Genomic DNA, 24,177 nt, shown 5'->3' with positions numbered 1-24,177 from the left:
TTAAGGCTGCGGTAGTTCCTGCTAGCAGGGTGGTTAAGGTGTCGTAACGAGAAAAATTTATATTCATGGCTATTGCTAATTAGTAGCTGGGTAGCGGGATTTGGCGGAGAAAGGGCGATCGGCGGTTGGTGCTATTTTCTGTTTAGTTTTATTACTGATTTGACGCAAAGGATCTCGGCTTTGTTCTTTAGTGATAATTTTACTCGCTTTTTTGTTCCTCGATTCCCTTTTTCACTGTAGGGCGCTTATGGGCGCACCTTAGTTAATCTCAATGTAGCGCACTGCCCAACTTACTTATTAAAACTAAACAATACATGACTCAAACTCGGTGCTTAATTGTTCCTTAGTCATCGTTCCTCCTGCGACTGGCATGACTAAATCCTATGCTCGATCCTCCGTCATTCGATTTTAGATTTTAGATTTTAGATTTTAGATTTTGGATTGACCCCACGGATAAATTTGGGGGCTTGAGGATTTTAGATTTTAGATTTTGGATTGATTCCACGGATAAATCACGTGGCCGGTACCATCAAGAAATTCTTGGTCAAATTCAGAGTACAACCATTCAAACGCAAAAAGGTATCTGTCACCGCAAAAGCTGATCGCTTGTTACCGTCAATAAACGGATGATTCCTCGCTATGTGATAGAGATAAGCAGCAGCTTGTTCGGCAATTTTCAGATGCAACAATTGACCGCCAAAAGTTGCTTGCGGTTAAGCCAAAGCCGACTCCAACAAGCCTTCATCTCTAACGCCAGGAGTGCCACCAAATCTTTCTATCTGTCTGGCGTGGATATTGACAACCATACTTGGGCTGACAAAATTAGGAGTTGGCAAGGCGACGATAAACCTCCTTTATTTCGCGTTCTGAATCTAGATATGCCTGCCATGCTTTGGCTTCTAGTTTTTGTTGTTCTTCTTCTTCAGTTTTTAAGGAACGGACAAATTCAAGCACTTTCAGCAGCACGAGTTCTGGTACTTGGTCGAGTTCTTGAAGAAGTTGGTCTTTTGCGGTCATGTTTCTTTCCTCTTAATGATCGTACAACTATTTTACAACCTCGCTTGTGCCCATTCAACGATCGCTTCAGTCAATCCGTCTAAGGTATATTCCTTAGCTTCCACATCTAACTGACCCAATAATTTCTGACAGCTTTTGGAAGTTTCAGGGCCGATGGATGCGATGCAAACGCTTTCCAACCAATCCTTAGATAGGGATAATTTTGGGCTTTCTTGTATGAGATTACAAAAGTTATGTACGGTTTTGGAACTGGCAAATGTTATGATATTTACGGCTTGATTTTGGAGTGCGGATAGGGCGATAGGATCAATATTTTCTGGACAGCAAGATTGGTAAGCTGGCACTTCTATTACTTGCGCTCCTTTGGCGGTGAATTCTTTAACTAAAACTTCTCTGCCTCCGCTTTCTACTCTGGGAAATAGGATTTTGCAGTTTTGCAAGTTATCCGGGAAGTTTTCTACTAGGGAATCGGCGACAAAGTTGGGGGGAATAAAGTCTGGTTGTAGAGAGTGCGATCGCAAACTTTCTGCTGTTTTTTTGCCGACAACTGCAATTTTAATACCAAACAAGCTGCGGGCGTCTTTGCCTTTTGCTTGTAATCGTTGGAAAAAGCAGTCTACAGCGTTATGGGAAGTGAGAATTAACCAGCGAAAGCTTGACAATTGTGCGATCGCACTGTCTAATGGTTCCCAAGTCGAAGGTGGCCCAATTACCAAGGCGGGCATTTCGATCACGCGGGCTCCTTGTTGCTGCAGTCGATCGCTAAATTCAGCCGACTGAGAAACAGATCGCGTGACTAAAATGGTTTTTCCTGCTAGCGGCAATTTGCTATTATTAATGGTGACAGGTGTATCGATCATATTTGTGCTTTCTGGCTGGATTAAATATTCGCGCAATCTAACTACTTCCCCAATTACGGTCACGCAAGGCGACAGAGATTGACCTGCTGTTTGCTGTACAATGTTGGAGAGAGTGCCGAGCCAAATTTGCTGTTCGGGGCGGCCGCAATCTCGGATAATAGCGATCGGAGTTTCTGGCGATCGTCCGTGCTTTTGCAATTGCCAAATTATCTCGCTTAAATTGCGTCCTCCCATCAATATTACCAAAGTTTCTATCTGCACTAATGCTTCCCATTCCAGATCATCGGGTTCGTGGGCGCTCATCACTGCAAAACAGCGACTCATTACCGGGTCTGTGAGGGGAATTCCTGCTAGTAAAGGTGCGGCTAGGGCGGAGGAAATTCCGGGTATTACTTCAAACTCGCAGCCCGCTGTGATTAATGCTTGAATTTCCGAACTGGAGCGACCAAAAATAAACGGATCGCCACTTTTTAAGCGGATTACTTGTTTTCCAACTTGGCAATGTTCTACCAGCAAGCGGTTAATTTCTTGCTGCTGGGTGGAAGGTTTGCCGCCACGTTTGCCGACTTCGATTTTTCGACAAGTTGCTGGGATTAATTCGAGTTGCGGGATGTCGATTAGAGCGTCATAGATTAAGACTTCGGCTTGGGATAGCAGTTTGTGCGATCGCACTGTCATCAAGTTACAATCTCCGGGCCCCGCACCGACTAAATAAACTTTCCCTTTTTGGTTTTTCACAATTCCTCCTCGATAGTATAGTTGTATGAATATTGCTAGCCTATAGTAAGACGCGCCAAGGCGCACCCTAAACTATAGTAAGACGCGCCGAGGCGCACCCTACGGTATACTCCCCAGTTTATTGTATTAGAAAAGCTATTTATGCAGATTATCATCACGGCCGCCGATGCAAATTACTTTGAATTAGTGCGAGGTACTATTTTATCGGTGCGGGAAAAACCAGAGGGTGAAAATGTGGCGATCGGCTTTTTCGATCTCGGTTGCACTCCCGAACAGTTGCAGTGGCTGGAAAGACAAGTTAATATCATTCAAAAGCCAGATTGGGACTTTGACTTTCCTGGCAGAAATGAAGCTCCCGAACATTTAAAAGGACTATTAGTTAGACCTTGTTTGCGAAAATACTTTCCCAATTTTGATATATACATTTGGATTGATGCGGATGCTTGGGTTCAAGACTGGAGAGCAATTAATTTGTTGGTTGAAGGAGCATCGCGCCGGGGACTGGCAATTGTTCCCGAAGTTCACAGGGCAAGCTTGCAGCAGTACGGGCAACTGCCTCAGTTTTGGCAGTGGGTTTATCAACAATATGAAGCTAACTTTGGTGAAGAAACCGCTAAAAAATTCTACAGTTATCCTATATTAAATGCCGGAGTTTTTGCCCTCCAAAAAGATGCTTTGCACTGGGAAGTATGGGCTGAAAAACTCCATCAAGGATTGCAGAGATCAGGCTGTGTCATGACAGATCAATTTGCCCTCAACCTCGCTGTTTACAGTAACGAATTGTTCAATCTCACTGAAATGCTCCCAGCTTGGTGCAATTGGATATTCAACGGTTTTCCGGTTTGGGACAAGCAGCGAGGCTGTTTTGTGGAACCTTACTTGCCGCAGGAGGCGATCGGCATTTTGCATTTAGCTGGCCGCCAGCAGTTTGACCGAGTACAATTGATGGCAACTGACGGCGATATCCTGGAAATTAGCGTCCGTTATCAACCTAAAAAACAGCCAGCAATACCAATATTTCAAGAACCAAAAATGACTTACCAACAACCTGAACTTAGCAAAAATAATTTATTACAACCAGGGGATTACGTTTCGCCAGGGTTCCAAATAATTATACCTGACTCCTATTTCCCCAATATGATTATTGCCGATCCAAATGCGAGTAACTGGCCTTACTTGCGCCGGGAAATTCCGCATAATTGGTATGCAGACAAGCGCTATCCATTCATCGGGTTTTTGAATCGCGACGAAGCACATATCCTTTACAATACAGCCCTGCAATTCAAAGGTAAAAAAGCATTAGAAATAGGTTGCTGGCTAGGGTGGTCGGCCTGTCACCTAGCCCTCGCAGGAGTTGAGTTAGATGTCGTAGATCCATTGTTAGAAAGAGAGGACATTAGACAAAGCGTAATCGACTCAATTCAATGTGCTCTAAATGCGTCGGGCGTTCAAACATCAGTCGAGCTAATACCAGGCTACAGCCCCCAAAGAGTCGAAGAATTTTCTGCTCAATTCAACCGCAAATGGTCGTTAATTTTTATTGACGGAGAACACGGAAAACCGGGCCCGTTAAATGACGCAATTGTTTGCGAAAAATTGGCGGAAGAAGATGCAATAATTTTATTTCACGATTTAAGTGCTCCCGATGTCGCTCAAGGTTTGGATTACTTAAAGCAAAGGGGATGGAATACTGTAATTTATCAAACAATGCAAATTATGGGTGCGGCTTGGCGGGGAAATGTCGAGCCTGTAAAACATCAACCCGATCCCAAGATTTCCTGGCAGTTTCCAGCACATTTGCACGGCTACAATATTAGCAGTTTAGAGACAATTAATTCTCAAACAGCCAGCCCAACCAATCAAAATCAACAGTCATCTTATACAAGAGATTTTTACCAATTAATCGGAGAAGGAACTCGCACTTCTGCTAGAGAAATTATTCCCCTGCTGTTAGACTTGCTGCAACCGATTTTACCTAAAAGTGTGGTGGATGTGGGCTGCGGTACGGGAAGTTGGTTAGCTGCGTTTCACAAATTGGGAATTGCTGATTGTTTGGGAATAGATGGCGATTATGTCGATCGCACTATTTTACAAATTCCTTTAAATCAGTTCCAATCCGCCGATTTAAAGCAACCGCTGCAAATAAACAGAAAGTTTGACTTAGCAATTTCCCTAGAAGTGGCCGAACATTTGCCGGCTACCTGTGCCGAAAACTTTGTTAATTCTCTCACTCAACTAGCACCAGTAATTTTGTTTTCAGCAGCAATACCATTTCAAGGCGGTGTCGAACACGTTAACGAACAGTGGCCACAATATTGGGCTTATTACTTTCAGAAAAACGGTTATGCAGTTATTGACGGCTTGAGAAAAAAAATATGGAACAATGACAAAGTAGAGCCTTGGTACGCTCAGAATGTCTTGATTTTTGTTAAACAAGAATACTTGTCGGGATATCCGAGGCTAGTAAATGAATATCAAAATACCGCTCTGAATCAATTAGCCATCGTCCATCCCAAGATTTATTTTTACAGTTTGCAAACTGCTAGAAATTCGGCACATAATTTACAATCAGAAAGTGTCAAACAAGTTACAGCATCGCCACAATTGGCAGATCGACCTTTGGTATCTGTGATTATTCCCTGCTACAATCAATCTCATTTTTTGGTGGAAGCAGTAACTAGCGTGATTAACCAAACTTACAAAAATTGGGAAATTATCATTGTCAACGACGGCAGCTTAGATAGTACCAGCACAGTTGCCCAAAATTTAATATTAGCAAATTCCCAATATCAAATTACGCTTGTAGAACAAACAAATCAAGGGCTTTCAAGTGCTAGAAATGCGGGCATAGCAGCCGCAAACGGTGAATACATCATGCCTTTAGATGCCGATGATATCCTAGCTGAAAACGCCTTGACTGACCTTTTAGAAATATGTTTAAAATCAAATGTCCCTTGCGTAGCCTTTGGTTCTTATCAAATGTTTGGCACGGAAAATCGTATAGTACCAAGTTACGAGTTGTATTCGCCCGAAAATATCAAGAAATCTAACATGATTCACCCGTCTTCACTTTATCACAAATCTATTTTGGATTTGGTCAGCGGGTACAAAGTTGGGATGAAGGAAGGTTACGAAGATTGGGAGTTTTGGGTTAACTGCCATAAGCACAATATTCCCTTTTTGGGAACGAGAGAAGTAGTTGTCAATTATCGGCGTTCCCAGGTTTCTATGTTGGCAAAAGCTCAGCAATATCATCACAAGTTGGTAGCACAAATTGTTTGTTACAACCGGGAACTTTACGATATTGAAAGCGTGAATGTTGCGGAAAAGCTATTGGATAAAATCGCAACTTGAGCCGGATTATTTACTATTTAGTCCGCCTTCGCCGACTTTGTTTGTGTAGTAGCGAATTCTATTCGCCGGAAAAGATGATTTTTAAAGCGAATTTGATATAACATCGAGAAAGCGTTGAACTTGTTTTTCCCAAGTCCAATCCAGCATAAAGTTAGCCGCAGCTAAACCGATCCGTTTTGCTTCTTCGCGATTAGTATAAACTTGCTCCAAAGCCTCGACAACTTCTGCCACATCAGACTCTCCCCAACCTTCTACACCAGAAAAAGGAGCCGTCACTTTAACTCGTCCTTGACTCCATAAAGGATAGCAAATATGGCTGTAAATCAAATCTAAATGACCAGTATTTGCTGATAAAATAGTCGGAATTCCGCAGGCCATACTTTCCATTGCGACTAAATTAGTGCCGCCTTCGCAGCGGTTAGTGAAAACAGCGCAGTCGGCTTCTCGCAAAATTTGTCCGGTGAGGTGATTGGGAATTAAGCCGATGTCGATAAAAGAGTCAACCGGCAAACCGTTAGCCACTAACCATTGAGAAATTTCTAAACTTCCGTCGCGGTTGATATTGGGAAGTCCGGCAACGTTTCCGGTTTGTTCGATTCCTAGCATATACTGAGGCCAGAAGTTGTGCCATGTTGTTAGTAACAAAGCCTCTGGATGTTTGGCGCGAAATCGTTTGAAAGCGGCAATTACAATATCTTGACCTTTGCGATATTCCAGTTTGCCGCCAGAGAAAATGACGAAGCGATCGCCAAATAGATTAGATTTGGGTGCAGGATGGAAAATTGTTGGGTCAATTCCTTGATGTACCATCGCCACATTAGTCAAGCCGCAGCTTCTCAAAACATCCGCATTCCAGTTGGAACCGGCGACAATCACGCTATATTTTTTGGCTGTTTCTAGTGCTTCTGCTGTGATTCGTGTGTCTTCAAAAAATATGACTCCTATTTGACAAGCGCTGGTAATTTGATTGTCAACTCCCGACGATGCTAAATTATTCCCCAAAGCGTAAAGTACGGGAAAATTACAACTGATTTGTTTGTCGGAATTTGCTGCTACTAATTCCTGAAAACTTTTGTGCTTTTCAATTACAGGTAACAACAGCGATTTATGCAGCGGATTCATTGATTCTGAGGTGATTGATGGCGGTGCTAAAAGTGCAACTTCCCAGGCTGGATTTTGCCGCAGTTGTAGTGTTAAATTCAGGGCGTAAATTCCCCAGCCGCTGGTGATGCTGATCGGCCAACTGATGCCCATTCCTGTAATTTGTGGGGGAGTTTCTGGGGGCTGAATTTGAGGCGGAGTTTCTGGGGGTTGGATTTGAGACGGAGCCTCTGAATATGCGTTACCAGGCAGAGCCAGGTAGCGAGGGAGAGGATGGGAAATTAGCTGTTCTAAGGCTGCTTTTATACGATCGCAAACTCCATCCCAATCACCAGCTTTTTGCTGGCGAAACAGACGCACAGTGGGATACCAAGGGCTATCTTCGCGTTCCAGCATCCAGCGCCAATCGGGCACGAAAGACAGCAAAATCCAGACGGGTTTGCCCAAAGCACCGGCCAAATGCGCCACAGAAGTATCTACGCAAATTACTAAATCGAGTTGCGAAATAATTGCTGCGGTGTCGGCAAAATCTACGCAATGGTTGCTCAAATCTTCAATTTGGTGTTGCTTTAATAAAGTAATATCGCCTCCTGACAAATCTTTCTGAAGGCTGTAAAAACTCACTCCCGGAACATCTACAAATTTCACAAAATCGCTCAATTTACACGATCGCCGATGATTGTTGCGGTGCAGCGGGCCGCCCGCCCACACAAGACCGACTTTTAGTTTATTGTTCGGCTCTAGGGAAAATTTAAAATTCTGTGGTGGGGCTAAATAAGGAATATTTGCCGGTATATTTTCCAAAGTCGTTCCCAGAATTCGGGGCAAACTTAGCAGCGGGGCTTGCACTTGAAAATCTATCAAATCGCTGGGCTTGACTCCTACTCGATCGACTCCTGCAATTCCTTCAAATAAACGCTTCAGCAAGACATGACAAGCAACAATAACTTTGCCGCCTTTTTGCTTAACTAAAGCCGCGTAGCGGATAAATTGTATCGTATCACCAAAACCTTGTTCAGGGTGCAATAAAATTGTTTTTCCCTGCAAATCCGAGCCGTCCCAAAGTGGTTTCTCAAAAGAGCGCTGATCCAATTGTTGAGTTTGCCAGCGCGATTCGTACTCCGCAAAACCACGCTCAAAATTTCCAGTTAAGAGCAAAGCTAAGGCTAGTCTCAAGCGCCAATTTGGCGAGTTGGGACGTAGTTGAATTGCTTTATTGTAGAAGTCGATCGCCTCTGCGACTTTTCCTTGTTCTTCGAGGGCGGAACCAAAATATAAGTTTGTTTCGCTCAGGTTGGGATTGGTTTCTAGCGCTTGTTTGTAGTGCGAAATTGCCTCGATTATTTGCCCGTTTTCCTGTTTGAGATAACCTAAATAACTGTGGGCTTCGGCGTGGCTGGGTGAGGCGGCAATTACTTGTTCGTAGCGAACGGCTGCCTCTGCTTTTTTACCTTGTTTTTCTAAGGCTTTTGCTAGGTGAAATTGTACCTGTGCGGGCGACAAAGAAAATCGAGCCGAAGCTTCGGTATCTCCGTTACCAGGCACAGCTTGGGAACGAGTAGATTGTAGGGGCGGTTCCCTCGTGCCCGCCCTTTCTAGCAAGGCTGTTTTTACGCGATCGAATACTTCCTCCCAATCGCCCGGTGTATGCTGCCGAAACAGTCGCGCCGTCGGATACCAAGGGCTGTCTTCGCGTTCCAACATCCACCGCCAATCCGGCATAAAACACAGCAAAATCCATACGGGTTTACCCAAAGCACCGGCTAAGTGCGCGACAGCCGTATCCACGCAAATTACTAAATCTAGTTGCGATATCACCGCCGCAGTATCGGCAAAATCGTTCAAATTGTCGCTCAAATCTATCACGGGAATTTGAGTTAACAAACTACGATTTTCAGGCGATAAGTCTTTCTGAAGACTGTAAAAAGTTACACCGGGGATATCTAATAATGTGAGGAAATAGCTTAAATCGCTCGATCGCTGAAAATCCTTCAAATGTTCCGCACTTCCAGCCCACGCAATCCCAACTTTAAACTTACCATCGGAATTTAGAGAAAATTGCCAATTGGGCGGCGCAGCTAAATAAGGAATACTTGCCGGTATATTTTCTAAATTTGTTCCGAGAATATACGGCAAACTCATCAGAGGTGCTTGCACTTGGAAATACGGCAATTCATCCATCCGAACCGCCACTTGTTCGATGCCAGGAATCTGCTTAAATAAACGCTTCAGTTCTTGATAGCAAGAAAGGATTACTTTGCCACCTTTTTGCTGCACCATTGCCGCGTAGCGCACAAATTGAATGGCATCGCCTAAACCTTGTTCGGATCGGAGCAAAATAGTTTGTCCGTTCAAATCTGAACCGTCCCAAACTGGTTGATCAAAATTCAACCGTGGTAATTTTTTCGCCTGTTCAGTTTGCCAGCGCCACTCGTATTCTGCTAAACCGCGCAGCCAATCTCCAGTCAACAGCAAGACTAAGCTTAAATTGAAGTGAGCTTTAACACAATTTGCATCAAGTTTTATAGCTTGATTGTAACAAAAAATTGCTCGATTTACGTCTCCTAATTGTTCAACAGCACTGCCTAAATTAGTAATAGCTTCTAGATAATTATGGTTCAAAGATATGGCTCGTTCTAAGCTAGAAATTGCCTGTTCTATTTTTCCCGCCGCCAAGCATAACGTTCCCAGGTGATAGTGTGCTGTAGGATTGTTTGGTTCTGCTTCAATTGCACGCTCGTAAAGGCGTTCAGCCTCGGCTAGCTGAGATTGTGCTTGCATCGCCGCACCCAAATTTACCAGCGCTGGCGCATAATTGGAATTGACAGAAAGTGCTTGATGAAAACAGGCGATCGCAGTTGGCAACTCGCCCTGCTGCTGAAGTATCGCGCCGAGATTGTTGAGAGCTTTGACGTAAATCGGATTCAGGGCGATCGCCTTTTGAAAACAAGATACAGCATCGGCTATATTGCCTTGATCTTGCAGCAAAATACCTAAGTTATTTTGCGCTTGAGCGCAGTTAGGGTCGATTTCGATCGCGCGCTGATAATAGGTGGCAGCTTCGGCTAAATTGCCTGTTTGGTGCAGTGTCACTGCCAAATTAGTGGCGGTTTCGATCGAGGTCGGCTGCAAAATTAAAGCATTTTTAAAACAAGCGATCGCCTCGGAAGATCTACCTTGCGCTTTCAGAACATTTCCGCAATTGAACTGTTCTTGAGCTAAGTCAACATTGGGCTGAGCTTCTATTAGTGGTTGAGCTTCCTGATGCTGGATAATTCTTTCTCTGAGCGCCAAACTAGCTTGTTCTAAAACTCCTTCCCAATCTCCCGCTGTTGACTGGCGAAACAGCCGCGCCGTGGGATACCAAGGACTATCTTCGCGTTGCAACATCCACCGCCAATCCGGCACAAAACAGAGCAAAATCCACACGGGTTTGCCCAAAGCACCAGCCAAGTGTGCCACACAAGTATCTACAGAAATCACTAAATCCAGAGCCGAAATTGCCGCCGCAGTATCCGCCAAGTCGTGCAAATAATAGCTTAAATCTGTTACAGGCATTTGCTCTAACAAAGCGCGATCGTCTGCTGTCATTTCCTGTTGCAAACTATAAAATTCTGCTCCGGGAATATCTAACAGTTTTGTCAACAAATTTAGGGGTAACGATCGCACCTTATTTTGGGAATTTTTAGGATTTCCAGACCACACAATCCCTACTTTCAAATTAGTAGTTGGATTGAGAGTAAATTCCCAACCGGGCGGCGGAGCTAAATAAGGAACATTCGCCGGTATAGTTTCTAAAGTTGTTCCCAGAATGTGTGGCAAACTCATTAGCTGGACCTGAACTTGAAAATCCGGCGCATCCTCTGGATTAACTATTAACCCATCGATTCCCAAAACTTGTGCAAACAAGCGCTGCAAGTGTGGCAAACACCAAACAATTACCCTGCCTCCTTTTTGCTTGACTAAATCTGCATAGCGGATAAACTGAATTGCATCGCCTAAACCCTGTTCCGGGCCAAGCAAAATAGTTTTCCCCTCCAAATCTTTACCATCCCAAAGCGGCTGAATAAAGTTGTGGCGCCGGAACTGTTTTTCTTTAACTAGGAGTCGCCATTCGTACTCGCAAAAACCACGCTGCAAGTCTCCAGACAGCAGCAAAGCTAAACCTAAATTTAAGTGAGATTCGGGGCTAGCGACATTAAATTTAACTGCTTGGCTGTAGTAGGTGAGAGCCTCCGCAAATTGTCCGCGATTGTGCAAAGCACTTCCCAAACTGGTGAGGGGATTGATATAACCGGGTTTGAGTTCGATCGCCCGACGGTAACAATCGATCGCCTCTGCCATTTTTCCCGCTTCCTCAAAAGCTTTGCCGAGATTGTTCAAAGCTTGTGGAAAGTCGGGTTTCAGGCTCAAAGCTTGCTGATAGCAGGCAATCGCATCTTCAATTTTGCCCTGTTTATGCAGGACAATTCCTAGATTGCCGTGAGCCTGTGCACTGGCTGGCGATGCCTGAATCGCTTGCTGGCAAACAGCTAAATCCTCATCCAACTTATCTGGACTAGACAGCGAACTCCCGCAAGCGAGATCAGTTTCTGCCCCATCCGGTTGCAGCGCCAGAGCTCGATCATAGTATGCGATCGCGCGGTCAATTTTGCCCTGTCGGATCGAGGCGTATGCTAAATGCTGCAAAGCCTCCACATCATTGGGAGCGATCGCGATCGCCCGTTCGTAATTTGCGATCACGCGTTCGTAATTCGCGATCGCATCCTCCCCTTGTGCCTCCAAAGCAATTCCCAAATTCAAATAAGCCACCGCGCAATTAGGATTCACTTGAATCGCTTGCTCATAGCAGCTTATAGCCTCCACCACGTCCCCTTGTTCTTCCCGCAACAGGCCCAAATTAATCAGCGCTTCCGCGCAATTCGGGTTTAAAGACAGCGCCCGCTGATATTCTGCGATCGCCTCTTCAGTCTCCCCTGCTTCCGCGAGCGCGCTGCCCAAATTGCTCGCAGTTTCCGCCAAATTCCCGTCGATTGCTAGGGCTTGTCGGTAGTGCGCGATCGCCTCTGGGAGCCTGCCCGCTTGTTGTTTGACAACGCCTAAATTGCTGTGCGCGGCTGCGTAATTAGGATTGAGCGCGATCGCTCGCTCATAACAAGCGATCGCACCGCCAAAATCGGCTTGCTGCTGCAAATCCACGCCCAACCGAAACTCTGCATCCGCCGAATCCGACGGCACAAATGCAGCAGCAACCGCGCCTAGAGCTGCCGCCACCCGATCGAAAACGTCCTCCCAGTCGCCCCGCTGATGCTGGCGAAACAGCCGCGCCGTGGGATACCAAGGACTATCTTCCCGTTCCAACAGCCACCGCCAATCCGGCGAAAACGCCAGCAAAATCCACACTGGTTTGCCCAAAGCGCCCGCCAAATGGGCGACAGCGGTATCGACACTAATGACTAAATCCAGTTTGGCGATCGCAGCAGCAGTATCAGCAAAATCGCCAAAATACGGGCTCAAATCTACGATCGACGTTTGATTCAACAGCGCGCGATCTGCCTCAGAAACCTCTTTCTGCAAGCTGTAAAAGCTTACCCCCGAAACGTCCAAAAGCGGCAGAAACTGACTCAAACTGCACGAACGCTGCTTGTTTTTGCGGTGTTTTGGATTCCCCGCCCAGACAATGCCAACTTTCAAAGTGCGATCGGGCCCAAGCTTAAATTCAGCACCCGCAGGCGGAGATAAATAAGCAGTATTTGCTGGTATTGTTTCCAGCTTCGTACCGATAATATAGGGCAAACTCAACATGGGCACTTGCACGTCAAATTCCGGCAGTGGCTCCCCTTTAACTATTAGCAAATCAATGCCATCAACCGTTGCAAATAAACGGTGCAATTGCGGGTAACAGCCCACAATGACCCTACCGCCTTTATTTTTGACGATCGCAGCGTAGCGAATAAACTGAAGCGAATCACCTAAACCTTGTTCGGCGTGCAGCAAAATAGTCTTTCCCACCAAATCAGAACCGTCCCATAGCGGCCGGTATTCTCTCACCGAAACAGTATTATCCAGCCCCGTCAAAAAACAGGAGTGACCAGTGTGAAATTCTTTAATTTGCCAGCGCCACTCGTATTCAGCGAGACCATTTTCCAAATCTCCCACCAACAGCAAAGCCAAGGACAAATTCAGGTGAGCGCTAGCGTGATTGGGGTTTAAATGAATCGCTCGTCTGTAGCAGGATATGGCATTTTGTACCGCGCCTTTTTCCAGAAACGTCCTGCCTAAATTGTTGATAGCTTCCACAAAATCTGGCAGCAATTCTAGAGCTTTGTGATAATACTCCAGCGCATCTTCTAAATTGCCCTGTTCTTGCAAAACAGTTGCCAGATTGTTATAAGCTTCCCAGCTATGCGGATTAATTTCCAGCGCTCGCCGGTACAGCTCGATCGCCCTGAAAAGTTCGCCTTTTTCTTGCTGCGCCACAGCTAAATTAATCAGTGCGGGTACGAAATTAGGTTCAGCGACAAGAGCTTGTTCGTAATGTGCGATCGCCTCTTCCACTTGACCTTGTTCCTCAAAAATCTTTGCCAAGTTGTAAGCTGTTTGAGGAATATTTGGATCAATGGCTAAAGCTTCTCGGTAATGGGGGATAGCGGCTTCCAATTCGCCATTTTCCTGCTTGAGAAAACCAAAATTAATCCGCGCTTGAACGCAATTTGGGTCAAGAGATATTATCTGTTCGTAAAGGGCGATCGCCTCTTCTCTATCTCCTGTTTCCATTAAATGTTCTGCTTGCCGCAATAAATCCTCTAAGACAACCAAATTATTGCCAGCCGTTCCGAGCGCAAAAGAGGTCTCAATTCCCTGCAATTGCTTAACTGTGGAGCGTTCCGCTAACCCTTCGCTGGCAATCACAAATGTTTGTTTACTCTCTTGAACTACGCTTGCACCTGTCATTTTGAGAGCTACATAATCGAGATACGGCGTAGGATTAGCAGTTATTCCGAGTGAAACTAAGTCAAGCTGATCGTGGGCAGAATCCTCAGAATAACTAGCAGTATTGGTCAGCGCAAATAAACTCAAAGCCGCCTGTACTTCCTCAAACAATTCTTGCCAACTTTCCGGCTGACTTTGGCGGAAAAGCCTCGCAGTTGGATACCAAGGATTATCTTCACGATCCAGCAGCCAACGCCAGTCAGGAGCAAAAGAAAGCAGCACCCAAACCGGTTTTCCTAAAGCACCAGCTAAGTGCGCCACAGCCGTATCGACACTAATGACTAAATCCAGTTGAGATATAGCCGAAGCGGTATCAGCAAAGTCGTTCAAATGCGGAGTTAAATCCGGCACTAAGTGTTGGTGCAACAAAGTGCGATCGCTCTCGGACAAGTTTTTTTGTAAACTATAAAAAGCGATTCCCGGAACATCCAAAAATCGAATAAAATCGCTCAATATGCAAGAACGCTGATTGTCTTTCCGGCGCTTCGGACTCCCTGCCCAAGCAATCCCCACCTTCAATTTGGCATCAGAAGAAAGCGCAAACTTGCACTCAGCAGGCGGATATAAATAAGGAACATTGGCAGGTATTGTTTCCAGAGTTGTCCCGACAATTCGCGGCAGACTCATCAGCGGCACGTGAACGTCAAATTCTGGCAAACCTTCCAGACTAACTGATAAATATTTAATACCAGGAACTGTCGCAAACAACCGCAGCAGTTCTGGATAGCAAGCCACCATAACTTTAGCGCCTTGGCTGCGAAGAATTTGGGCGTAGCGAATAAACTGAATCGAATCGCCAAAGCCTTGCTCGACGTGGAGTAAAATAGTTTTCCCCTGCAAATCCGAACCATCCCAAACCGGCTGTTTAAATTGCCTCGGTTGTAGTTGCGGAGTGCGCCACCGCCACTCGTATTCAGCAAAACCGCGCTGAAAATCTCCAAACAATAGCAAAGTTAAGGCGAATTCCAGGTGGGCGGTGGCGTTGTCTGGCTGCAATTCCAAGGCTCGACTGTGACAAGAAAAAGCCTCTTGAAATTCTCCTAAATCGACCAAAGCGTGTCCGAGATTATTAATAGCCTCCACGAAATCTGGCTTTAAGTTTAATGCTTGCCGGTAGTGGGATATTGCTGCTTTTGCATTGCCTTGTTCGTGGAAAAATGCTCCTACATTGTTGTGAGCTTCGGGATTGTTGGGGTCTAGTTTTACCGCTTGCTGGTAGCAGTTGAAAGCTTCGGCTAATTTACCTTGTTGCTGCAAAACTGTTCCCAAGCCCATCAGGGAATATGTCAAATTTGGATTTATTTTTAAAGCGTGGAGGTAATAAGCTATCGCCTCGTTTAATTGATTATTATGTTTAAACAAATGTCCTAAATTGTGCGCTGTTTCGTGCAGGTTTTGGTCGAGTCGCAGCGCTGTTTGGTAATATAAAATAGCAGCGTCTATTTCGCCTAATTGTTGTTTAATCCAGCCCAAATTATTGTAAGCGAGTGCCGAATTGGGCTGGATTTTGATGACTTGTTCGTAACTGACGATCGCCCTTTGATATTCCCCTACATCCAGCAAAACATTAGCCTTATTTAAATGTGCTTCTACAAAATCGCGGTTTTGGACGATCGCCTGTTCGTAAAAGTCGATCGCCTCTGCAATCTTTCCCTGCTGTCTCGCCGCTATTCCCAACAAACACAGCACGTTTGCAGATTCCGGCTGCACTTCTATTATTTGCCGATACAAATTCTCAGCTTCTAACAAACGTCCCGCTTGGTGATGTTCCCAAGCTAACTTCAAAGAGTCTTCGGCACCCAGTTTGCAGGCAGATTTCCGCGATTTTTTTTGAGAAGCCATAGTTGTCTTGGTTGTTTGGGAGTTCGCTAACTTGTAATTGCCAACTTATTCTAATTTGTTAACTCTTCCTTCCTTCTTCCTTCTTCCCCCTTCCTTCTTCCTTCTTCCCCCTTCCCCATTCCTTCTTCCTTCTTCCCCATTCCATCGCAGTTACATCCGTTACATCCGTTACACAATCCGTTGCCGAACTTCCCCTTCTACCCCAACAAACAAGCTGCGGGAAAAATCAGATATTCTAAGAAAAACAACTTCCAGATAAACTGATAAAATGCAGCAATTTCTATTTTATCGTCCAAATCAACTTTCGTACTCCAAAACCACACCAAACCCAAAGCCGCCAAATGAGAAACTGCCAGAAACACTAAATTAACATTCGACAATACGATCGCTCCCGCCAAAGTCGCGCCCAAATAACAAACCGTCAATACCCAGCGAGATAAATTAAAGACGGCAGGCTTGCCCAGCTCAATCGTAAACGTAGTAATATTATATTGCTTGTCCCCTTCCATGTCGGGGATATCTTTAAAAATGGCGATCGCAAACGTAAACACCACAACAAAAACCGTTAGCACCCAAACTTCCGCAGGAATCCGAAAAGACATACTCTCCAAACTCCAGCCAGAAAAAGCGCTTTTCGCCCTTCCCAAACCCAACACCCAATTAAAGTGCAAAAATAACCCTAAATTTACGATCGCGCCCCGCACCGTAAAAATGCACAGCGCCGCCCAAAAAGGAAACCGTTTCAGCCGAATTGGGGGCAGAGAATAAGCAGTCCCGATCGCCAAACTAACGCCAACGGTAGCCAGCAAAAACGGGCCTTGCAAAACAGCAGTCAAAACTGCTATAATCCCCGTTGCAATTACAATTAATTCCCCGGTTTTCTGAGAAAACACTCCCGAGGCGATCGGCAAATACGGCTTATTTATTTTATCAATTTCAACATCTTCTAACTGGTTTAATCCCACAATATAAATATTGCCGCAAATGCAAGCCAACCAGGCAAAAGCTAGGGCCCCAAATACAGGATTCACAAACAGCCGCGCACTTTGGGCGATCGCGTACAAAGCCAATACACTCAAGCTAGTACCCACAATTGTGTGCGGCCGAGAAAACTCCCAAAAAGCCCTCACCCAGCTTTGCGGAGCCGAGCCATTTTTATCAATCCAAGACTTGCCAATCGAATCATTGCCCATAAAACTCACACCCACCCCAAACAAATAATATTCTGTAGGGTGCGTAATACGCACCTTACTCATCAACTCAAGACTCAAAACTTCTCTGATATATCCCTGTTATTTTACAGCACAAATCAGCCCAAAACGAATCAACCCGCTCTGATATCCACGGCTCATCAATACGAGAGCAAGTGCTGCTTGAATAGTCGTCCAACCGCTAGTTAGCAAACCCCAAATTGCGCTCGGAGTCAAAGCAGAATCGATCACCACATCCCAAAAAGGAGCAACAGCTTTTGACCAATCAGCGGTGCGAATACTTGTCAAAGGCAAACTGCGAACAATTTCCTCGTATTCCGGCAAAGAAATCACATAAGGCAAAGCATAAACTCGGTAAATTTCTGCCAATTCTTTTCTCTCTTCATCAGTTAATTCACCCGCCGTTTCTCCCAGCGGGCGGTGACACCAAGTTGCCAAAATCAAAGTTCCTCCCGGCTTGAGTACGCGGCAGCATTCCTGCAAAAACTTAATTTTGTCTGGCATATGTTCGCCACTTTCGAGCGACCAAACCAAGTCGAAGGACTCGTCAGGAAAAGGCATATTCAAAGCATCGGCCACCAAAAAGTTCACATTGCTTTGAGCATCGGCAATTTTAGCGCGTTCGGTCGCTCTGTTGGCCTGTACCGGACTCAGAGTAATCCCGGTCGCTGTAACGCTAGCGCCCGTTTTATTTTGTTCAGGCGATCGGCTATAATTTTGATCCGCCTCGCCATCCAACTTTAAATTATTTGCCGCGACCGAACTAAACTTTTCAGTCAAATACAGTGTGCTGCCACCAATCCCGCAACCGACATCGAGAATGCGGTAAGATTCACACAGTGCCTTCTCTGACGGTACTCCAGCCCATGCCAGCAGTTCTTCAATTAAATCTATCTGAGCCTGTCGGCGCTCTTTTTTCAAATTGCCATCCGGGCCGTAGTAACCGTGGTGCATATGTTCGCCCCACACCTGCTCCCACAAACCGCTAGAAGCGTCGTAAAGTTGCTGAATTTGCTGGTAAAGTGTTGATGTCATCGCCGGATCGCAAGTTATTAAAGGAATTCTACCGTTATTTTCCCGCTGTTGTCATAGAATTTGGCGATTGAGTTCGATCGGTCTCCGGCCTTCGCCAGATAGAGATGTCCTGACTTCACGCCCGACGCTCTATTTGTGGGTTCCCTCTAAAACCTCAAATCTCAAATCGATTTGTGGCTTCCCTCTCAAACCTCAAATCTCAAATCGATTTGTGGGTTCCCTCTCACATCTAAAATCTAAAATCTCAAACCTAAAATCGAATGACTGTCTCGCGAACCATTGCTTTGGGCTTTCTCGCTGTCATCCTCGCAGGTACTCTATTGCTGATGATGCCCTTTTCCACAATTGATGGAACTTGGAGCGATCCAATAACAGCACTGTTTACCTCTACTTCCGCTGTCTGCGTCACGGGATTGTCGGTTGTGGATGTCGGAAAATATTACTCTTTTTGGGGGCAACTGTGCCTAGTTTTACTGGTGCAAATAGGAGGCTTGGGCTACATGACAGCCACGACTTTCTTGCTGCTGTTATTGGGCCGCCGCTTTGGCTTGAAAGACAAAGTTGCCCTGCAACAATCTCTCGACAAATCCGGGCTAGCCGGCGTAGTACAACTCGTGCAGTCAATTCTAGCAACAACCCTTTTGTTTGAATTAACAGGAGTGTTTTTGCTGATGACGGTTTTCGTCCCCCAATACGGATTTAAAGAGGGTGTGTGGTCTGCTATATTTCACAGCGTTAATTCGTTTAACAACGCCGGTTTTAGCATCTATTCAGATAATTTGATCGGCTACATCAATTCGCCTATGGTTAACTTCACTGTCGGTGGTTTAATCATATTTGGCGGAATCGGCTATGAAGTAATTATGGAAATGTACCTGTGGCTGCGCGATCGCTTGAAGAAAAGCCCTATCTGCACAGTTTTTTCTTTGAACTTCAAAGTTGTTACCACTACAACGGCTGTCCTTTTGATTTTAGGAATGCTAGCCTTTTTGGTGCTGGAATACGACAACCCTGACACTTTCGGCTCTCTAAATTTTCCTCAAAAAGTGATGGCAGCTTGGTTTCAATCTCTTACTCCCCGCACGGCGGGATTCAATACAATTGACATTGGCAAAATGAGCGAAGCCTCGCTATTTCTGACTGTCGCGCTGATGTTTATCGGCGCCAGTCCTGGCAGCACCGGCGGCGGAATCAAAACCACAACTTTTAGAATATTGTTTTGCTGTACCACAGCAGTTCTCGAAGGCCAGGAAGATGTGGAGTGCTATCAGCGTCAAATCCCGCCAGCAATGATTCTAAAAACCATTAGTGTAGTCTTCGGTTCCATGTTGGTCGCATTCACATCTGCAATTTTAATCGAGCTGACCAATCCCGAAGTAGAATTTATCGCAGCGCTGTATGAAGCAGTTTCAGCTTTTGCCACGGTCGGTCTTTCCACAGGGATTACAGCCAAGATTTCAGCGATCGGTAAGCTAGTTTTGATTGCTACAATGTACATAGGTCGGGTTGGCGTGTTGCTGCTGATGAGTGCTGCCTTCGGCGATCCAAAACCCAGGTCTTTTAAGTATGCTGAGGAAAGTTTGTTAGTGGGATAAAAAATTCTGCCTCGTTGCTGATAATCTAAACAATGGGTGACAACCCAAATCAACTTTTACTACTTAGCCAAAAATCAAAAGGAGGCGGCGCTGTCTCTGCTAAAATTTCAACAGCAAGACGCTCAGCGCTGGATATTCAGTGAACCTGTCATCTTTAAATTTTTTTCGCACTTTGCGCGCCGACAACAAGCAGTTTGCCGTTATTGGTTTGGGACGCTTCGGCAAAGCTGTGTGTTCTACTCTGCACGGTTTGGGTTACGAAGTCCTGGGAATTGACACCGATGAAAAAAAAGTAACTCAAGCTTTGAACGATCGTATTGCTGCTCACGTTGTGCAGTTAGATTCTACTGAGCCTAGCGCTCTTGGGGAAGCTGGTATATTTGAGTTTGAAACAGTGATTGTGGCGATCGGCAATTACCTAGCAGAAAGCATTACCACCACCCTAAACCTTAAGGAAGGCGGGGTAAATCACGTAATAGCCAAAGCTTCTTCGGAAACTCACTTAAAACTGTTGAAAAAAGTCGGCGCAGATCATGTAGTTTTTCCAGAACGAGAAATGGGCTGCTCTTTGGCCCGCCTTCTTACAAAACCCAGCATTTTAGAACGCTTTGACCTCGACCCAGCTCACAGCATCGTTGAGTTGCTCGTTCCTGAAAAGTTTGACGGTAAAACCATCTCCGAATTGGAACTCCGGCGCAGGTATGGTTTGAACTTGCTAGCAGTCGGGCGCGCCGAAAAGTTCGAGATTAATCCGGAGCCAAGCGAACGCTTGAGAAAGGGCGACGCGATGGTAGTAATTGGTTCTAATAAAGATATCAATCGCTTGCCAATTTAACAGCTCGCCATTTTACGCACATACACCAACACTCCTGGACTCAGAAACCCACTTTCTTGTATTCCGAGTGTCGAATTCCTCAGCAATTCTTGCGGGATGTGTGAAAATTTCAGACCTTCAAAAACCCGGTTGATCTAAAATAAACCGGGTTTCTCTGTCGATCTTTATGTTCTAATTTTTAACTGAAATATGTAAATTGAATTTCACCAGTTCTGGGGTTGGTTCCGTCTTTGCGACCCCCTCGGAGAACCTAGCCAGACAAATCGCAAAAAATTTTAACAAGGTAGCAGCACTCGATCATCGCGCTCCCGCAAATCATAGGAGCGCTAGCCCTAAAAATTCAGCCGACTTTCAAGATTTTTTGCAAATAAGCTTTGCCGAAAACCAGCACCGCCAATACTAGAGCAAGTTCAACAGGCCAAGGACACGCCGCTACCAACCAAATTAACGAACACATTCCAATAATTGCAGCTATGGGAGCCGGAATTCCGTCTAGCGTTCTGTTGTCAGTCCCGGCAGTCACCCACCAAGCAATCAAGCATACCGTCAACGGAATCAAGCAACTTGTGATCATGATTTTTACCCCATCAATTTTTTGACATATGGCATCTGAGCATATTGTAACAATACATCAAAGATTCAGAAATGCACCAATAATTACGATAAAATTTAAGGTTAGGTAATTCATACGCGGGAGTGATAAATTTTTTAAATTTTTAGCTTCGGCTCTCTCCCAAGGCATAAATAGGCGGGCATCAAGCATGATTTAGGGATTTTTATTTCTAGAAAAGTGCTTTTCTTTTCTACCTTGAGATGAATTGCGATGCGCTCATCTCTGCAAGTTATACTCAGGATGGCAGTCAGTTACTGTAGAGCGTGAATCAATGCTGGGCAAATTTTTTCGCAAGCCAGAATCAGAAAACATAGATCGCGTCCCCCCGGGTCAATACCTCGCCAACGGTTTTCCTGTGCTGACCTACGGCGATACACCCTCCGTCAGCATTGAAAGTTGGGAATTTAAAGTCTGGGGATTGGCAAAACCACAAACTTTCACTTGGTCGGACTTCCAGGCCATGCCCCAAAGTAACTTTACGGCGGATTTTCACTGCGTCACCCGGTGGTCAAAACTCGACGTGCAGTGGACGGGAGTCAAAGTCACAGATTTTATGAACTATATAGAAGTCGATCCGAAAGCTCTGCACGTCCTAGAACACTGCTACGGCGGCTACACTACCAACATTGCGATCGCCGACTTCCTCCGAGAAGAAAACTTTTTCGCCCACACCGTCTTCGGCGAACCTCTATCCGCAGACCACGGCGGCCCAATGCGGCTCGTAGTTCCCCACCTGTACGCTTGGAAAAGCGCTAAATGGATTAACGGCCTGGAGTTTACAGAAACCGAAGAACTAGGTTTTTGGGAACGCAACGGCTACCATCGGCGGGGCGAACCTTGGGCAGAGGAACGCTACAGCGGTCTGTTTTGATGCGGGCGATGGGGAGCAAAGACGGGGCCACAGCTTCTCTATACAATCTTTGTTGAGGGGCAATCCGGTCTTTTACCGCTTCAATCTGCGGAAATTGCATCTTCTCGATCGCATCTTGGGGATATCTCACGCCAGGGGCTCTATTTAATTCAACCAAAATACCTAGACCCAACGATCGCATTTTGTACGTAATTTACCCGATAGATAAACTACTTTAACTCCCCTACACCAGCCCCAAAAAACACATATTCCCAGTTTCTGGCTAATAGAAAACTTCTGGAACTGTCAGTACCCAGGAATCTTACCGTATTTATACTTAAGTATTTGCTATTGAGAATTTAGACTTGAGAATATCATAAAAAATTAGCATAAACCCGATCCAAATTACTTGGGCTGACCCGCGCTCCATGCCCGCGACTGCAAGGTTTCAAGCCACAATATTGATAATTATTGAGTGGGCATTATTAGGGAGCGATCTGCCGTCGGCAGATGCGATCGATAGCATTTGTGAAGGTTATGTAAAGGCTTGATAAAGAATATGTCAAAATTCACCTAAAGTGAACCAAATACAAACAAAGTATCGCATAATGAAAATATTAAGACCATCGCACAAAAGGAACAGGTTATGAATACCAAACTCTTATCCGCCCTCACAGCTACCGCCGCCGCCACAGCTCTGTTTGGCGCCGGAGCTCCAGCTCAAGCCTTCTCCTTTGGTACCAACGGCATCACATTCAGCCAAGATACAAGCGTCAAGTTTAACTTCAAAGAATCTCACGGAATGTACCAATCCTCTGTGGGAGTCTACAGTGTGAAGGACTCGGCGGTCTCTCTAGTTAGCACCCTGTTTTCGGAAACTAAATCCTCAGACAACGAGTGGGCAAACGAATGGAAAGGAACTCTGGGCAATACAGTCGTGGGTTCTGGCTCGGCAGTATTCACATTCCTGGCAAATCAAGTTTACACTTTGGGGCTCGACAGTGGCTGGGGTGGCAGTGTGTACTCGACCTCAAGCTTGAACAAGGGCAGCAGCCAGCAAGCGGTGTTTGGCGCGCAATCGCAACTGTGGGACGCACTTGGCAAAGAAGACACCAAAGTCTTCCAAGCTGCCGGAAAATTCACAAACGGTACAAGTTCTCTGTTTAATGGAGGCACGCTAATCTCATTCGACGATCGTGGTAACAAAAACGACGCAGACTTCCAAGACTTCGCAGTGAGCGCAGAAGCAGTTCCAGAACCGATGACAATGACTGGTTTGGCTCTCGGTTTGGGTGGCTTGGTTGCAGCACGCCGCCGCCGCGCTAGCAAGACGACTTCATGATTTTTTTCAAATGGGAACAATCTCCTCATTTACGTTTTACAAAATAAAATTCAATTAGGAGGCGCGCTAATGAGAAATCGGCTCGCCTTTTGCTTGATTTGAAAAGTCAGAAGGGAGAAGTCATATCAATTCTGGTTGCACTCCTCATGATTGTTGACTATTGACTGTTGACTCGGGGTCGCCAAACTGAATGATGGTTGAGTGTTGGATGTTGACTCGATTTTACGCCCGACGATGAAGCGCGGATTTGATATCAGAGGGAAGTTCGGCAACGCCCAGTGTAGGGGATTTAATCGATTTAACAGATGGGTGTTGAGGGAAGAAGTCAAGCGTGAAGAAGTCCAGCGTGAAACAAGAGGATTTTTCCCACTCTCCCACTCTCCCACTCTCTCCCTCTCCCAACTCAAAATTCAAAACTCACTCACGGTAAATTGTTCGATCGTACAAAGTCACCAGTATCGGTTGAGTAACTTTAATGTCCGCCCGGATGCACGCTACTTTAATCGCCACCACAGCCCTGGTGTTTGTCCGTCGCACCTGTGCTTGTTCGCGCAGCGTCCGCGGACAAGAAGATGCAAAGAACCATTGCTAAAGCCTGAATTATCAACATCCTAGGCTAAATTCAAAGGCAAGTTAGTTCGCCTGTGAGGCAGGCATATTAGACCTCTTGCGAAAGTCTCAGACGAGCGCTAGTTTGTCTTCAAAAAAAGTTCATAATTATAAATACCAGCGATCAAATTAAATCTCAATCCGAAGCGTCTTCTTCGATTCCGATATCTTGATGAAAGTAT

The 24,177-nt window shown here is 45.5% G+C and carries 12 protein-coding genes and 1 pseudogene; 5 read left to right on the top strand and 8 right to left on the bottom strand.

The window, feature by feature from the left end:
• Positions 1 to 512: 512 nt before the first annotated feature.
• The 3 genes from QT979_RS26115 to cobA all read right to left on the bottom strand — a co-directional run bounded on the left by QT979_RS26115 (position 513) and on the right by cobA (position 2,615).
• Complete coding sequence (locus QT979_RS26115) at positions 513 to 689, bottom strand: type II toxin-antitoxin system death-on-curing family toxin (protein ID WP_333210709.1); 177 nt, start codon at positions 687 to 689, stop codon at positions 513 to 515.
• Positions 690 to 822: 133 nt separating this feature from the next.
• Positions 823 to 1,017, bottom strand: coding sequence for a DUF2281 domain-containing protein (locus QT979_RS26110; RefSeq protein WP_333210706.1), 195 nt, complete (start codon positions 1,015 to 1,017; stop codon positions 823 to 825).
• Positions 1,018 to 1,049: 32 nt separating this feature from the next.
• The gene (gene cobA, locus QT979_RS26105; RefSeq protein ID WP_333312122.1) at positions 1,050 to 2,615 is read right to left on the bottom strand and encodes a uroporphyrinogen-III C-methyltransferase; all 1,566 of its coding nucleotides are present in this window, start codon (positions 2,613 to 2,615) and stop codon (positions 1,050 to 1,052) included.
• Between the two features lie 141 nt (positions 2,616 to 2,756).
• Between cobA and QT979_RS26100 the strand changes: the two genes are divergently transcribed.
• Entirely contained in the window at positions 2,757 to 5,969 is a 3,213-nt protein-coding gene (locus tag QT979_RS26100) for a glycosyltransferase (protein ID WP_333312121.1), read from the top strand.
• A gap of 81 nt (positions 5,970 to 6,050) precedes the next feature.
• On the opposite strand, the gene QT979_RS26095 is transcribed toward QT979_RS26100, so the two are convergent.
• From QT979_RS26095 to QT979_RS26085, 3 genes are all read right to left on the bottom strand, one after another.
• Complete coding sequence (locus tag QT979_RS26095; RefSeq protein WP_333312120.1) at positions 6,051 to 15,905, bottom strand: tetratricopeptide repeat protein; 9,855 nt, start codon at positions 15,903 to 15,905, stop codon at positions 6,051 to 6,053.
• 197 nt (positions 15,906 to 16,102) lie between these two features.
• Positions 16,103 to 17,161 (bottom strand): homogentisate phytyltransferase, encoded by a 1,059-nt coding sequence (locus QT979_RS26090; RefSeq protein ID WP_333312119.1) that lies wholly within the window; start codon positions 17,159 to 17,161, stop codon positions 16,103 to 16,105.
• Positions 17,162 to 17,197: 36 nt separating this feature from the next.
• Positions 17,198 to 18,151 (bottom strand): methyltransferase domain-containing protein, encoded by a 954-nt coding sequence (locus QT979_RS26085; protein WP_333210698.1) that lies wholly within the window; start codon positions 18,149 to 18,151, stop codon positions 17,198 to 17,200.
• Between the two features lie 260 nt (positions 18,152 to 18,411).
• Here QT979_RS26085 and QT979_RS26080 point away from each other — a divergent pair, with 260 nt between their 5' ends.
• Positions 18,412 to 19,746: a TrkH family potassium uptake protein gene (locus QT979_RS26080; protein WP_333210696.1), complete on the top strand. Its 1,335-nt coding sequence runs from the start codon at positions 18,412 to 18,414 to the stop codon at positions 19,744 to 19,746.
• A 139-nt stretch (positions 19,747 to 19,885) separates the two neighbouring features.
• Positions 19,886 to 20,581: a TrkA family potassium uptake protein gene (locus QT979_RS26075; protein ID WP_333312118.1), complete on the top strand. Its 696-nt coding sequence runs from the start codon at positions 19,886 to 19,888 to the stop codon at positions 20,579 to 20,581.
• Between the two features lie 340 nt (positions 20,582 to 20,921).
• On the opposite strand, the gene QT979_RS26070 is transcribed toward QT979_RS26075, so the two are convergent.
• The gene (locus tag QT979_RS26070; protein ID WP_333080936.1) at positions 20,922 to 21,155 is read right to left on the bottom strand and encodes a hypothetical protein; all 234 of its coding nucleotides are present in this window, start codon (positions 21,153 to 21,155) and stop codon (positions 20,922 to 20,924) included.
• A 310-nt stretch (positions 21,156 to 21,465) separates the two neighbouring features.
• On the opposite strand from QT979_RS26070, the gene QT979_RS26065 reads away from it, so the two are divergent.
• Together QT979_RS26065 and QT979_RS26060 are read left to right on the top strand one after the other, a co-directional pair.
• Positions 21,466 to 22,065 carry a sulfite oxidase-like oxidoreductase gene (locus tag QT979_RS26065; RefSeq protein ID WP_333312117.1) on the top strand — a complete coding sequence of 200 codons (600 nt, stop codon included), beginning with the start codon at positions 21,466 to 21,468 and terminating at the stop codon, positions 22,063 to 22,065.
• A gap of 625 nt (positions 22,066 to 22,690) precedes the next feature.
• Positions 22,691 to 23,386 carry a PEP-CTERM sorting domain-containing protein gene (locus QT979_RS26060; RefSeq protein WP_333229527.1) on the top strand — a complete coding sequence of 232 codons (696 nt, stop codon included), beginning with the start codon at positions 22,691 to 22,693 and terminating at the stop codon, positions 23,384 to 23,386.
• A 689-nt stretch (positions 23,387 to 24,075) separates the two neighbouring features.
• On the opposite strand, the pseudogene QT979_RS26055 reads toward QT979_RS26060, so the two are convergent.
• Positions 24,076 to 24,177: pseudogene (locus tag QT979_RS26055) on the bottom strand (IS5/IS1182 family transposase); the annotation flags it as partial.

This window comes from Microcoleus sp. w2-18bC1 (genome assembly GCF_036700365.1).
Classification (GTDB): domain Bacteria; phylum Cyanobacteriota; class Cyanobacteriia; order Cyanobacteriales; family Microcoleaceae; genus Microcoleus.
Note: the sequence above shows the minus strand (reverse complement) of the source record. Positions and strands in the feature narration are given on the sequence as shown.

Excerpts from the sequence above, each read along its gene's own strand:
- QT979_RS26110 (WP_333210706.1), bottom strand. The coding sequence starts at position 1,017 with ATGACCGCAAAAGACCAACTTCTTCAAGAACTCGACCAAGTACCAGAA.
- QT979_RS26100 (WP_333312121.1), top strand. The coding sequence starts at position 2,757 with ATGCAGATTATCATCACGGCCGCCGATGCAAATTACTTTGAATTAGTG.
- QT979_RS26095 (WP_333312120.1), bottom strand. The coding sequence starts at position 15,905 with ATGGCTTCTCAAAAAAAATCGCGGAAATCTGCCTGCAAACTGGGTGCC.
- QT979_RS26090 (WP_333312119.1), bottom strand. The coding sequence starts at position 17,161 with ATGAGTAAGGTGCGTATTACGCACCCTACAGAATATTATTTGTTTGGG.
- QT979_RS26085 (WP_333210698.1), bottom strand. The coding sequence starts at position 18,151 with ATGACATCAACACTTTACCAGCAAATTCAGCAACTTTACGACGCTTCT.
- QT979_RS26080 (WP_333210696.1), top strand. The coding sequence starts at position 18,412 with ATGACTGTCTCGCGAACCATTGCTTTGGGCTTTCTCGCTGTCATCCTC.
- QT979_RS26070 (WP_333080936.1), bottom strand. The coding sequence starts at position 21,155 with ATGATCACAAGTTGCTTGATTCCGTTGACGGTATGCTTGATTGCTTGG.
- QT979_RS26065 (WP_333312117.1), top strand. The coding sequence starts at position 21,466 with ATGCTGGGCAAATTTTTTCGCAAGCCAGAATCAGAAAACATAGATCGC.
- QT979_RS26060 (WP_333229527.1), top strand. The coding sequence starts at position 22,691 with ATGAATACCAAACTCTTATCCGCCCTCACAGCTACCGCCGCCGCCACA.